General features: G+C 43.1%; 11 protein-coding genes. 5 read left to right on the plus strand and 6 right to left on the minus strand.

Features of this window, described 5'->3' with window-relative positions; translation table 11 throughout:
• Window positions 1-71: 71 nt before the first annotated feature.
• Window positions 72-1,424 (minus strand): amino acid permease, encoded by a 1,353-nt coding sequence (locus tag AC4MBN_RS03735; RefSeq protein WP_166139632.1) that lies wholly within the window; start codon window positions 1,422-1,424, stop codon window positions 72-74.
• A 332-nt stretch (window positions 1,425-1,756) separates the two neighbouring features.
• Here AC4MBN_RS03735 and prpF point away from each other — a divergent pair, with 332 nt between their 5' ends.
• The 3 genes from prpF to AC4MBN_RS03750 all read left to right on the plus strand — a co-directional run bounded on the left by prpF (window position 1,757) and on the right by AC4MBN_RS03750 (window position 5,390).
• Window positions 1,757-2,947, plus strand: a complete 1,191-nt coding sequence (gene prpF / locus AC4MBN_RS03740; protein ID WP_312332410.1) for a 2-methylaconitate cis-trans isomerase PrpF — start codon at window positions 1,757-1,759, stop codon at window positions 2,945-2,947.
• A gap of 224 nt (window positions 2,948-3,171) precedes the next feature.
• Window positions 3,172-4,080 carry a polyprenyl synthetase family protein gene (locus tag AC4MBN_RS03745; protein ID WP_419363184.1) on the plus strand — a complete coding sequence of 303 codons (909 nt, stop codon included), beginning with the start codon at window positions 3,172-3,174 and terminating at the stop codon, window positions 4,078-4,080.
• Window positions 4,081-4,238: 158 nt separating this feature from the next.
• Complete coding sequence (locus tag AC4MBN_RS03750) at window positions 4,239-5,390, plus strand: IS4-like element ISAbe18 family transposase (protein ID WP_058951619.1); 1,152 nt, start codon at window positions 4,239-4,241, stop codon at window positions 5,388-5,390.
• A 52-nt stretch (window positions 5,391-5,442) separates the two neighbouring features.
• Here the strand turns inward: AC4MBN_RS03750 and putP are convergent, their stop codons facing one another.
• The 5 genes from putP to AC4MBN_RS03775 all read right to left on the minus strand — a co-directional run bounded on the left by putP (window position 5,443) and on the right by AC4MBN_RS03775 (window position 10,218).
• Window positions 5,443-6,954 carry a sodium/proline symporter PutP gene (gene putP / locus AC4MBN_RS03755; RefSeq protein WP_200229996.1) on the minus strand — a complete coding sequence of 504 codons (1,512 nt, stop codon included), beginning with the start codon at window positions 6,952-6,954 and terminating at the stop codon, window positions 5,443-5,445.
• A gap of 213 nt (window positions 6,955-7,167) precedes the next feature.
• Window positions 7,168-8,019: an SPFH domain-containing protein gene (locus AC4MBN_RS03760; RefSeq protein WP_005234507.1), complete on the minus strand. Its 852-nt coding sequence runs from the start codon at window positions 8,017-8,019 to the stop codon at window positions 7,168-7,170.
• 3 nt (window positions 8,020-8,022) lie between these two features.
• Entirely contained in the window at window positions 8,023-8,505 is a 483-nt protein-coding gene (locus AC4MBN_RS03765; RefSeq protein WP_004783073.1) for an NfeD family protein, read from the minus strand.
• Between the two features lie 101 nt (window positions 8,506-8,606).
• Entirely contained in the window at window positions 8,607-9,524 is a 918-nt protein-coding gene (locus AC4MBN_RS03770) for a patatin-like phospholipase family protein (RefSeq protein ID WP_491880694.1), read from the minus strand.
• A 64-nt stretch (window positions 9,525-9,588) separates the two neighbouring features.
• On the minus strand, window positions 9,589-10,218 hold the full coding sequence (locus tag AC4MBN_RS03775; protein WP_491880695.1) for a 1-acyl-sn-glycerol-3-phosphate acyltransferase: 630 nt from the start codon (window positions 10,216-10,218) through the stop codon (window positions 9,589-9,591).
• Between the two features lie 133 nt (window positions 10,219-10,351).
• On the opposite strand from AC4MBN_RS03775, the gene AC4MBN_RS03780 reads away from it, so the two are divergent.
• Together AC4MBN_RS03780 and AC4MBN_RS03785 are read left to right on the plus strand one after the other, a co-directional pair.
• Window positions 10,352-11,590, plus strand: a complete 1,239-nt coding sequence (locus AC4MBN_RS03780) for an MFS transporter (protein WP_419374339.1) — start codon at window positions 10,352-10,354, stop codon at window positions 11,588-11,590.
• 359 nt (window positions 11,591-11,949) lie between these two features.
• Window positions 11,950-13,212, plus strand: coding sequence for a DcaP family trimeric outer membrane transporter (locus AC4MBN_RS03785; protein WP_491880696.1), 1,263 nt, complete (start codon window positions 11,950-11,952; stop codon window positions 13,210-13,212).
• The last annotated feature ends 78 nt before the right edge of the window (window positions 13,213-13,290 follow it).

The following is a 13,290-nucleotide window of genomic DNA, read 5'->3' on the forward strand; positions in this document are numbered from 1 at the left end:
TGTAAAAAACGCAAAAAAAAGTTATTGCCGAAGCAATAACTTTAAAAATCATCGATTAAAAGATTTTTTGATTAATTCTTAGGGCGCAGTGCCTTAAACAGAATAAACATGATCACTACCCAGATCGGAAGCATCAGTACTGATTCTTTAAAGCCTTGTGTCCACATGATGTAAAGAATGGTTGCAATGAAAGCTAAAACCAGAATATTACTTGCAGGTGACCACAATGCAGGGAAACTGGTCTTTTGTCCTAACTGCTTCATGCTTTGCATAAACTTGAAGTGGGTCAAGCTAATCATGGCCCAGTTCAGTACCAATGCACCTACCACCACATAAATCAGGTGACTTAAGGCATCTTCAGGAACAAAGTAGTTTAGGAGTACACAGCCGAAAATCAGCAGGGCAGAGAACAGAACTGCAGGAATTGGCACCCCTTGCTTGTTCACAGTCTTGAAGATTTTAGGGGCATTACCTTGCTGTGCCAGACCATAAAGCATACGGCTATTGGCATACATACCACTGTTATAAACAGAGAGCGCTGCTGTCAGGATGATGAAGTTCAGCAGATGTGCTGCCCAGTCAATGCCCAGCTGGCTGAAGATCATCACAAACGGGCTTTTATCCAGACCACCCAGTTCCAGCTGGTTCCAAGGCACTAAAGACAACAGAATCGTCAATGCACCTACATAGAATACCAGAATACGGAATACGACCTGATTAATCGCTTTTGGAATGGTTTTTTCTGGATTTTCAGCTTCTGCTGCTGCCATTCCGATCAATTCAATCCCACCGAAGGCGAACATCAGGAAAGCCAGCATATAGAATAAGCCTTCAAAGCCATTCGGGAAGAAACCGCCTGCTGTCCAAAGATTGCTGAAAGAAGCACCTGAAGAGGCATCAGCAGTCAGGATCAGATAGAGACCAAAGACAATCATGGAAACGACCGCAGTCACTTTCACAATGGATAGCCAGAATTCTGATTCACCGTAGAATTTCACATTGCCGAGATTGACCAGCGTAATTACGATGAAGAAAAACAGGACTGAGGTCCAGGCTGGAATATGAGGCCACCAGTAATTAATATATTTTGCAACGGCGGTGAGCTCGGTCATAGCCACCAGGATATATAAGATCCAGTAGTTCCAACCCGCAAGGAAACCAGGGAATTTACCCCAATATTTATAAGCAAAATGGCTGAATGAACCTGCTACAGGTTCATGAACAATCATCTCACCCAATTGACGCATGATTAAGAATGCAATTAAGCCACCAATGGCATAGCCAAGAATAATAGAAGGGCCCGCAGATTGGATCACCTGTGCGGAACCTAAGAATAAGCCTGTGCCAATTGCACCGCCCATGGCGATCAACTGAATATGACGGTTCTTTAAGCCACGCTGAAGTTGTGAAGACTCGTTATTCAAAGTGTTCAGCCCGACAATGTAAGAAATAGGTATAAAGATTGTAATGGAACAAAGATAAGAAGCCTAGAGCGCCCGTCTGGATGAAATATTATTATCGTATTTATAAAAAAAAATTATAAAAATAAATAGAATAAAAGATATGTGAATCAATATATTAATTTTATTGAAAATGTAACTGATGAGTTTGCTGTTTTTTTAACTCGACACAAATGCTGTTTTTTTATACTTAGGTCGGGCAAGGCAGCTACTTGGCTTTAAACCGATTATACTCGTCTCACAAATATTCAATAATTTTGATCAGAATAAAGACAAGCCAGAGGAAGAAAGTATTCATGAGTTTCGCTGCCCAAATCAAAATCCCAGCCACTTACATGCGCGGAGGTACCAGTAAGGGGGTGTTCTTTAAACTGGACGATTTACCTGTTGCTGCACAGCAGGCAGGTCGAATTCGGGATCAGCTATTATTAAGAGTGATCGGCAGCCCGGATCCATATGGCAAACAGATTGATGGTATGGGCGGTGCCAGTTCAAGTACCAGCAAAACCGTGATTTTGTCTAAAAGCCAGCAGGAAAATCATGATGTGGATTATCTGTTTGGACAGGTATCTATTGATCGACCTTTTGTAGACTGGAGTGGTAATTGTGGCAATCTGACTGCTGCAGTTGGGGCATTTGCGATTTCCAATGGTCTGGTCGATCCTGCACGTATTCCTGAAAATGGGTTGTGTACGGTGCGAATCTGGCAGGCGAATATTCAGAAAACCATTATTGCCCATGTACCGATGCAGAATGGTCAGGTTCAGGAACTAGGCGATTTTGAGCTGGATGGCGTAACTTTCCCAGCAGCCGAAGTACAGATTGAATTTCTGGATCCTGCCGATGATGATGCCGAGGGCGGTTCAATGTTTCCGACCGGAAATTTAACCGATACGCTGGAAGTACCGAATATTGGCAGCTTTGAAGTGACGATGATTAATGCCGGGATCCCGACAGTTTTCTTAAAGGCAGAAGATCTAGGCTATAACGGTACCGAGTTACAGGACCATATCAATAATGATGCAGCTGCCTTGGTGAAGTTTGAAACTATCCGAGCCTATGCTGCTCAACAGATGGGTCTGATTCAGGACATTAGTGAAGCTGTTACACGTCAGCATACGCCAAAGATCGCCTTTGTGGCTCAGCCAAAGACTTATACATCCTCTAGTGGTAAGGAAGTCACTGAAGCAGATAGCGATATTCTGGTCCGTGCCTTATCGATGGGTAAGTTGCATCATGCCATGATGGGGACAGCGGCTGTAGCGATTGGGACAGCGGCAGCGATTCCGGGAACCTTGGTCAATCGTGTTGCAGGTGGCGGGGAGCGTGAATCAGTTCGCTTTGGTCATCCTTCCGGTACCTTAAGAGTGGGTGCGCAAGCAGTGCAGGAAAATGGGGAATGGAAAGTGAAAAAAGCCATTATGAGTCGTAGTGCTCGTGTGCTAATGGAAGGTTGGGTACGTGTTCCTGAAGATGTTTTCTCTTAAAATTATTACTTGAGAAAATTAGCCTAAGTAAAACCATCAGTTCTCTGGTGGTTTTTTATTGATGCAGATTTTCTACCTCAAATTTTCAGTCTCAATACAGAATTATGAAACAACATTTGGATTTAAGACTGAAAATTCAAAGCAATTCTAGGTACAATGCCTGATAACAGACAGGCACTTATAAACTGTCATTTTATTATTCTGGCTACGTATTCGAGGCGAATGTGTCATCTATCACTGACGTATCAACCCATGCACTAACTCAAGCACAACAACGGATTCAACACGATTTACTGACTGCTTTGGAAGCCTTTTCCATTCCGGAACCGTTAAAGTCGGCAGTACATCATGCCGTAATGCTAGGAGGAAAGCGGATACGTCCAGCACTCTGTTATGCCACTGCCGCATTAAAACCAAATCAGAATAATGCTGCGGTACGCCGTGCCGCAGTTGCGATCGAGTTTATTCATTGCTATTCGCTAGCCCATGATGACCTGCCATGTATGGACAATGACTTGTTACGTCGTGGTCAGCCAACCTGTCATGCTGCTTTTGGTGAAGATACGGCTCTTCTGGCAGGTGATATTTTGCAATCTATGGCGTTTGAAATTCTGGGTAGTCGTCTATTTGATCAGGGGCCTGCAGTAGAACCAGCGATTGTCTTGAAGCAGATGCAGATTCTGGCGACTGCTTCCTCGAAAATGGTCAATGGTCAGGTACTGGATTTACAGGCCGAAGGCAAAAAAATTGATCAGGAAGCATTGGAAACCATTCACCGAAATAAAACCGGAGCCTTGATCAGTGCAGCGATCATGATGGCAGCGGTGACGATCTTTGAAGGGGCTGATGTGGCCATTCCAAAACTGCGTGAATTCGGGCAAGCGATTGGTCTAGCTTTCCAGGTACAGGACGATATTCTGGATATTATTTCTGATACAGAAGTGCTGGGTAAAACGGCGGGCAAGGATGAACAAGTGGAGAAGTCAACTTATCCTGCATTGATGGGTTTAGAGAAAGCTCAAGACTATGCACAGCAGTTACATGATCAGGCGATGACTGCACTGAATCATTTTGAAGGTCAAGCTGATGACCTGATGCAGATTACCCAGTTCCTGCTAACACGTAAGAGCTGATTTAAATAAATTAATCTTCCTGAAATTAGCTTAAAACGAGCATAAAAAAGAGGACTTAAAGCACTGCTGTCCCATAGTTTACTTTAAATAAAAAAACCTGAGTCCTAACAGTTAAAATATGAGTGCAAACAAACACTTTAACGACCAGGATTCAGGTTTTGTCACATCAGAATACCGTATTTCATGAGCTAATTAAACCTGTTGTGCGACAGGATTTTGAACAACTTGCTAAAGTACACCATGTTGGACAGAAATTTAGAGCAGCTTCCCGGTGGGATCAGTTTATTGCCATATTGATGTCTCAATTCTCTTGTAGGCAAAGTCTGAGAGATATTCAATCCAATTTGGAGTGCCAACAGGAAAAGCTAAGTCATCTCGGAGCAAAGTCTATTCCCCGAAGCACGCTGGCACGAATCAATGAGCAGCAGCCTGCTGCCTTGTATCAACAGCTATTTTACAAGTTGCTTAAATACTATGAACACTCAAAAGTCGCTCATAAATTTCGCTTTAAGAATCCCTTGTATTCCTTGGATGCCAGTCATATTGACCTGTCGCTTTCCTTATGTGAATGGGCCAAAGTTCACGACTCAAAAGCCAGCATGAAACTCAGTATAGGATTGAATCACAGCAATGATATTCCTGAGTTTGTTGCAGTTGAAAATGGCAAAGAAAATGACATGGTACAAGGCCGCAAATTCCAGTTTCCTGCTGGCAGCATTGTAGTTTTTGATAAAGGCTATGTCGATTACCAATGGTATGCAAATCTGACTGCTCAAAACATTGGATTTGTCACACGTTTTAGGCCTAAATCTGTGTATCAGGTGATCCAGCAACATCCAGTGCTTGAATCCAAAGGTATTCTAAAAGATGAAACCATTCAGCTGAATAGCGCACATGCCCTAAAAAGAAAAGCCCCAGTGTTAAGAAGAATTGAATATAGAGATCAGCAAAGTGGCAAGCACTTTAGCTTTCTCAGCAATAACTTTCATTTAGCCGCCTCCACCATTGCGGCGATTTATAAAGATCGTTGGAAAGTTGAGCTGTTCTTTAAGGCGATTAAGCAGAATCTCAAATTAAAAGCGTTTCTAGGCCGCAGCAGGAACGCAATTCAGACACAAATCTGGATTGCGATGATCGCCTATTTATTGGTGAGTTTCGCTCAACATTTAGGAAAAACAGGTTGGACAGTTCAACGTTTACTCAGAATAATTCAAGTGAATTTGTTTGAAAGAAGAACTTTAAAAGCTTTATTTTCACCCGATAAAATACCCATAAAACAAGAGGAAGCTCATTTGAGCTTCCTCTTGTGAAAAATTGTGGGACAGCAATGGGACTTAAAGTCCTCTTTTCTTTTATATTAAATTATTTGCTTTCATTATACAGACGTTCTGCCTGTTCAAAGCGTGTGGTAATTTCAGCTGTTGGCGCTTTGCCGAGTAGACTTACAACTACAATCGCAATCCATGAACAGATAAAGCCTGGAATAATTTCATAAATGCCGGCTGGAATAAAACCAAGACCTGTTCCACCAATAGTATTTTTCCACAGAATCACCATGCATGCACCGACAACCATACCTGCCAAAGCACCATTTAAAGTCATACGTTTCCAGAACAGAGACAGAATAATCAATGGACCAAAAGCAGCGCCAAAACCTGCCCAGGCATACGCCACCAGACCCAGTACTTTAGATTCAGGATTACCAGCCATCCAGATTGCCAGTAAAGCAATGAGAAGCACCATCAAACGACCGACCCACACCAGCTCTTTTTGTGAGGCATTTTTACGCAGGAATGATTTATAGAAGTCTTCAGTCAAGGTACTTGAACAAACCAGTAACTGACAGCTAAGCGTACTCATCACTGCAGCGAGAATTGCCGCCAGAACCACACCAGCAATCCATGGGTTAAACAGGATTTTAGTTAGTTCCATAAATACGGTTTCAGGATTGGCATTCACCACAGCAGCGAGTTCCGGATGTTGCTGGAAATAGGCAATACCAAAGAAACCTGCGGCCACTGCACCACCCAGACAAAGGGTCATCCAAGTCATCCCGATACGGCGTGCATTCGGAATCGACTTCACTGAATCGGCTGCCATGAAACGCACTAAAATATGCGGCTGACCAAAATAACCCAAACCCCATGCCATTAGGGACAGGATTGCGATGGTACTCAGATCACCGACCAAGTTCATGGCCTGTGGACGTGCCGCTTCCAAAGCGAGTGTAACTTGGGACATATCTGAAAAAGTCAGAATGGTTACGATTGGCGTAAGGAGCAGGGCGAAGATCATCAGGGTAGCCTGAATGGTATCGGTCCAGCTAACTGCCAGGAAGCCGCCAATAAACACATAACTGATGGTTGCAATCGCACTGATCCAGAGCGCTGTACTATAAGACATGTCGAACATACTTTCGAACAGCCGCGCACCTGCGACCATGCCTGAAGCACAATAAATTGCAAAGAAAATCAGAATGACAAATGCAGAAACTACACGCAGTACTTTTTTCTGATCGTTAAAGCGGTTCGAAAAATAATCCGGCAGGGTCAGGGCATTGTGCTGGACTTCGGTATGGACCCGTAAACGGCCCGCAACCAGCAGCCAGTTCAGCCAGGCACCGATAATCAGACCAATCGCAATCCACATTTCAGACAGGCCTGAAAGATAAATTGCGCCCGGCAAGCCCATCAGCAGCCAGCCACTCATGTCGGAAGCCCCTGCAGAAAGTGCAGTTACGAAACTACCTAAACGTCGGCCCCCTAAGATGTAATCAGAAAAGTTGTTTGTCGCGCGATATGCCATCAGGCCAATCACGACCATGCCGACAATATAAAAAAGAAAGGTAATTAAGGTTGGATTTAGGGAGCTCATACGGTATCCATTTTTAAGTTGGACAGTAGATCGAAACAAGGATTATGACAGATGCGAAAGACTTTAATCCGAAAGTCAGGCAACATCGAATCCAGAGGATTTCAAAAATAAACGCGAAATTTAACCATAAATTCACAATCTTTGCTGAGATTTTCTTATTTTGAAAGAAAATAGGCAACCAATTGGCTGCCTATTGTGAAGTATCTCTGAAATTTAGTGACGTCCCATCACACCGCGAATGGTATTCAGCACATCGGCAGGCAAGACCACAGTCTTGGCATTTGGAGACTTGGCCATATCCTGCATGGCTTTGACATATTGTTCACCCAACAGATAAGCCACAGGAATTTCCTTATCGCCAATAGCCTGACTCACCATATCAATCGCACGCTGTGAAGATTCTGCCAGTACGACTTGCGCTTCTGCATCACGACGTGAAGCTTCCAGACGACCATCAGCTTCCAGAATGGCGGCCTGTTTTTCACCATCTGCTTTAGTGACGGTTGCACGACGTTGACGCTCTGCCGCTGCCTGTTCTTCCATCGCCGTCTGCATGGTTACAGAAGGTTTAATATCCTGAATTTCAACCGTCTTTAAGGTGATACCCCAGTCTGAAATATCATCAGAAATGCTGGACTTTAAACGCGCTTTAATATGATCGCGTGAAGATAATGCATCATCCAGATCCATTTCACCCACGATTGAACGTAGCGAAGTTTGTACCAGGTTCTGAATTGCCCATGAGTAGTTCTCAATCCCGTATACCGCTTTTTCAGGAGTTGTCAGGTTGATATAAGCTACCGCATTCATCAGCAGAACAGCGTTATCACGGGTAATCACTTCCTGAGAAGGAATATCCAGAACGATATCTTTAGTGGTGACTTTATAAGCCACCTCATCTACATAAGGAATAACAAAATTCAGGCCAGGATTAAGTGTGGTGTGGTATTTACCTAGACGTTGCACGATCCATTTATAGCCTTGTGGAACAATTCGTACACCTTTAAAAATGGTAATCGCAACAAAGGCCAAGAACGCAATAACAATGATAGTGCCAGCAGACATAATTTATTCACCTTTTTCGTTTTGATATTGAGTGCTGTGGGGCTGTACAACTAGGTCATTTCCCAAGATATCGACAACACGGACACGATCTCCGACCTGAACTTTATCCAGAGCCCGGCAATCCCATTCATCCGAGCCTAGAACGGGCAGCGGAAAACGGACCCGGATCTGATCCTGTTCAAGATCGGTCTGGATCACCATGCCAATTTGGCCAATGGTTGCTTCACGCGACAAGCCGGCTTTGGTCTTGTCGATAGAAAGTGGCTTGATAAACTTGAACCAGAGCAAGGTACAAAGAACAGACAGGATGATCCAGGTCAGGATCTGGGTGGTCAGTCCCATCATCGGGAACATCCAGTACAGAATGCCGACCATAATGGCACCAATCCCGAACCAGAGGGCAGCAAAAGCGGGCAGGAGTAATTCTGACAGAATAAGAAGTATTCCCAATACAAACCAGTGCCAAGGTTCAAGAACTAATTCCATATCGTGACCTATATTGCTAAGTATTTAATTAATCATCATCTTTATATGATTTACTTCCAATGTAGCAGATGCTGCAGCAGATGAATATAAAAAATTTCTGATTAAAATTTTGCCGGTCGTGCAGGCTTGAATGCAGCCGGAGACTGCCTAAAATCACTGATGGCTTTTTCAATTGAACGGATTTTCAGTTGCGCGGCTTTTTCACCTTCAAGAATGGTCTCATTGCTGGCTTTTAAATCCAGCGTACCAATATGGCCTACTTTAGGCTGGATCACGATATTGGCCTGACTGAGTTCTTTGTTGATGCTTTGCTGACCCATGATATTAATCGTCTGGTCCAGTACGCCCCACATGTTGAGCGCTTTATTGCTGTCTGGACGTGCAGATATATCTACGGCAATAACAATATCAGCTCCCATATCTTTGGCCGTTTTTACCGGAATCGGGCTAACCAGACCGCCATCGACATATTTTGTGCCGCCAATTACAGCGGGCACAAAGACATTCGGAATGCTGCAAGAGGCACGCACGGCTTGTCCGGCATTGCCTTTGATAAAATCAGCTTTACGGCCATTGTCCAGGCGGGTTGCAACTGCTGCGAAGCGAATCGGGAACTGTTCAATCGGTTTATTCGCCACATTTTTATTGACGAAATCCTGCAGTTTCTGTCCGGCAATAATCCCTTGACGGTTCAAGGTTAAATCACGAATATCAGATTCCTTAAAGTTCAGGGCAATTTGCTGCAACTGATAAGGAGATTTGCCGCTGGCATACAGGCTACCCACGAAGCTTCCGGCACTGGTTCCAGTAACAATCTTCGGTTTGATGCCATGCGATTCGAGAACTTTGAGTACCCCGATATGGGCAAAGCCTTTGGCACCACCACCACCGAGCGCAATAGCCACCACAGGTTCACGAGCCTGGAGAGGAGTAGGTGTAGTCGGTGTTTTAGTAGCTTTATCACATGCTGCAAGGCTTAAACCTATGCAGCCAATCAGAGCATAACGAGCTAATTTCATTATAAAAAACTGGCGATTAAATCAACAAAATTCAGGCTATCACATCAAAAAAAGCCAGTTTTGCCTAGTCTTTTTTCAAAAGCTTTTGTAACGGCTTGGCGACCCAATCTGGATTTTTGGCCGAAAATTTACCTTCATAATGCTTATAGATCTGTTCCAGATCATATTCATAATCACCTGTCAGGTGATATACACCGAGGATATGAATGGTCTTGATGTCATAGTCAAAGGAAAACATCACAATCGGCAAATTGGCTGCCTTGGCAATATGATAAAAACCACTGCGGATTTTTTCTGGCGCCTTGCGAGAACCTTCCGGTGCCATCCCCACCCAGATATGATTGGTTTTGTTAATCACATCGACAATCTGTTTGGTTTGACCTTGCGGCGTATCACGTACTACAGGAACTACACCGATCCATTCCAGAATAGGTTTAAGCGGAGTACGAAACAGGCTGTCTTTACCAAAAATCGTAATCTGAATACCCAGACCGAGTAGAGCATTAAAACCTAGCCAGGCATCGATATTCGAGGTATGCGGGGAAATAATTGCCACTGCTTTAGGCAGGTTAGGGAATTCGCCTTTGAGCTGCCAGCCCTGAGCCAAAAATAGCTGTTTAAACAGGGTTTGGCTCAGTTTACCTCCGCGGGAGGGATCCAATGGAGGGAGTTTGGGAAAACGTGTTGTACTCATCGATGTCTCATCCTGAAACGTATTTTTCTTTATTTTTGATCATATTAGACTGTTGTAAAATCCGGATCATTGGCAAAATGTATAGCGATGATGGATGCTTTTAGCATTTTTACCTTAAGGACCTGCGCTGAATATGCGGAATACTTATATTTTATTGTTTTCCCTATATTGGGCACAGGGGCTTCCGGTCGGGTTTATGACCCATGCCTTGCCGGTCATTCTGCGGGCTGAAGGCGTATCTCTGGCACATATTGGTGGCTTTGGCCTACTTATGCTGCCATGGTCGATAAAAATCTTCTGGGCACCTTTAGTTGATCGACATGGATCAAAAGCTAGAGGTCATTATCGAAGCTGGATTATTCCTTTGCAATGGCTTTCTGTCGCTGTACTGATTGGGCTGTCCTTCTTGCCGATCCAAGCCTTAAACCAGCCCCTGTATCTGGTGATCTTTTTTATCACGTTGTTAGTAATGAATGGGGTCGGTGCTACTCAGGATATTGCTACGGATGGACTGGCAGTCAATATTCTGAAAAATGAGCAGCAACACTGGGGCAATACCTTTCAGGTGATTGGTTCGCGTCTGGGATTCATTGTCGGAGGCGGGGCCATATTATGGCTGCTCGATTTGCTGCAATGGCAAAGTACTTTTCTGTTGCTGGCTGCGCTGGTTTTTGTTAATACTTTACCGATTTTACTTTTTAGAGAACCTCAGCATTCAAAAATTATCACGCCAGCTGATAAAGGACCTGCACTCAGCAATATAAAAACCTATTTTCAATACTTTTGGTCAGATTTAACCTTGGCGAGGTGGCTTCTGGTTTTACTGACCTTTAAAATCGCCGATGGTTTATCCGGGCCTTTATTAAAACCGTTAATGGTAGATCTCGGGCTGAGCTTTAGCCAGATTGGCCTTTATGTCACCATGTTAGGTGCATTTGCGGCACTGATTGGGGCCGGATTGGCTGGCTGGTGTCTGAAATACTGGTCACGTAGCCGGAGTTTACTGATTTTCTCTGTTCTGAAAGTCATGACTTTAATGGCTTATGCCTGGCTGGCTGCCCAGTATGAAATCCAAAATAAAGTAGAAAACTGGATCATTTATCTGATTAATGCCGCCGAAGATATGATCTCTGCCATGCTCTTGGTGGTCATGCTGACCTTGGTCATGCAATACAGTCGCAAGCATCTGGCCGGTACTGATTTTACCTTTCAGGTGGCGCTGATGGCCACAGTGAGTGGTGGGTTATATAGTCTGAGTGGGATATTCGGGGATTATTGGGGGTATGCACAGTATTTAACATATATTGTATGGATCAGTGTGTTTTTATTATGGCCTATCGTATTTTGGGGTAGAACACAGCAAGACTCCTGATCATTGCAACGCATCAATTAAAGCCGTATTAAAAACAATCAAATTATTTTAAAAGTGTCGTTAATACATATTTTAGCTAAAAGTATGAGATAAAAATGATTTCAAACTGAGTCTAAAATTGTTAAATTTCTGATGTTTTTATACGGCTTATTATGTAGGTATAGTAAAAAATCATAAATCCAGTAAAATCATGTAACATGATAAGGATGGTTTTTAACTATGCATATTGTTCGTGAGTGATCTCGCGAGATAATAAAATAAGTCAATTTATAATTATAGATATTCCCCACGCTTTAGATTTTAGTGGGAATCAGTGAGCTTTCAAAGCCAATGAACGTTTGTTCAATATGGAGAATTTAATGAATCAAGTTTTAACACGAAAGTTTTTAGTTAAGGGATTAGCAGTCGCAGTAACAACCTTGATGATGGGGACGGTTGCACATGCTGAAACACAAGAGCAAAAAGAAATTAAGCAGCTGCGTCAAGAAGTTGAAGCACTAAAAGCATTAGTAACACAGCAGCAACAAGTTCAGCAAAATCAAGCCGTGCAGATTGAACAAGTTAAAGCAGCACCACAACCATCAGCAGCTGCACCGAAAGCACTAAGTACAAAATCAGATACTGAAGTGAAGCTATATGGTTTCGTTCGTGGTGATGCAAACTATATCATTGAAGGTTCAGCAGGAGACTTCTCTGACGTTGCTAAAACCAATGGTCAAACCAGAGACAAGTTAGTCGCAACAGCAAAAACAACACGATTGGGTTTAGATTTTAAAACTAGTGTTAACGGTGCAGAGGTTGGCGGTAAACTTGAAAGTGATTTCGCAGGTACTAACGATTCATTCCGTATACGTCAAGCATATTTAACCTATGAAAATTGGTTGATTGGTCAAACCCAATCTAACTTCTTGTCAAATCATGCACCGTTTATGATTGACTTCAGCACCAACGTCGGTGGTGGTACTACCCGTCTACCAATGGTTCGTTATGGTTTTGATTTGACGCCAGCAACGCAATTGTTCTTGGCGGCAGAAAAACCAAACTCAAGTGCTGAAGACATCAAATCAAGCGTGCCAACATTGACTGCTAAATTGGCACACAACTTTGATGACAAAAAAGGTAATGCGTCTGCGCGTGCTTTAGTTGAAGTTTATAAAGATGAAGACGTCAACAAGCGTAAAGCAGGTTGGGGCCTAGCAGCAGGTACAACGTATCAAGTACTTGATCCTTTAAAAGCGACGCTAGATGTCAGCTATACCAAAGGTGTAAACGGTATTTTGTATGGTACCAATGCCAATGCTGCATTCGTAGATGATGAAGGTAACCGTAATATTGAACAAAATGAAATTTGGGCGGTACAAACGGGCTTAACGTACAGCATTTTATCTAACTTAAAAACCTCACTTGGTTATGGTGCATTATTTGCTGATAAAGACTCAGACTATGCAGACCTCAATGGGGCTGCAAACAAAGAGGTACAACAAGCATGGTTAAACTTGGTGTATTCACCAGTTAAACCGCTTGAGTTTGGTATTGAGTATGTCAACGGTGAGCGTAAAACCTTTAATAATGAAAAATTCAAAGATAACCGTATTGGTTTAATGAGTAAATATAGCTTCTAATTGATGATGTGAAGCTAAATAAAAAAAATCCCACCACTTGGTGGGATTTTTTTTATCAATACCTTGGGAGAAGGTTGT

This window comes from Acinetobacter sp. CAU_H_60, assembly GCF_058599385.1.

Excerpts from the sequence above, each read along its gene's own strand:
- AC4MBN_RS03785 (WP_491880696.1), top strand. The coding sequence starts at position 11,950 with ATGAATCAAGTTTTAACACGAAAGTTTTTAGTTAAGGGATTAGCAGTC.
- putP (WP_200229996.1), bottom strand. The coding sequence starts at position 6,954 with ATGAGCTCCCTAAATCCAACCTTAATTACCTTTCTTTTTTATATTGTC.
- AC4MBN_RS03775 (WP_491880695.1), bottom strand. The coding sequence starts at position 10,218 with ATGAGTACAACACGTTTTCCCAAACTCCCTCCATTGGATCCCTCCCGC.
- prpF (WP_312332410.1), top strand. The coding sequence starts at position 1,757 with ATGAGTTTCGCTGCCCAAATCAAAATCCCAGCCACTTACATGCGCGGA.
- AC4MBN_RS03765 (WP_004783073.1), bottom strand. The coding sequence starts at position 8,505 with ATGGAATTAGTTCTTGAACCTTGGCACTGGTTTGTATTGGGAATACTT.
- AC4MBN_RS03770 (WP_491880694.1), bottom strand. The coding sequence starts at position 9,524 with ATGAAATTAGCTCGTTATGCTCTGATTGGCTGCATAGGTTTAAGCCTT.
- AC4MBN_RS03780 (WP_419374339.1), top strand. The coding sequence starts at position 10,352 with ATGCGGAATACTTATATTTTATTGTTTTCCCTATATTGGGCACAGGGG.
- AC4MBN_RS03760 (WP_005234507.1), bottom strand. The coding sequence starts at position 8,019 with ATGTCTGCTGGCACTATCATTGTTATTGCGTTCTTGGCCTTTGTTGCG.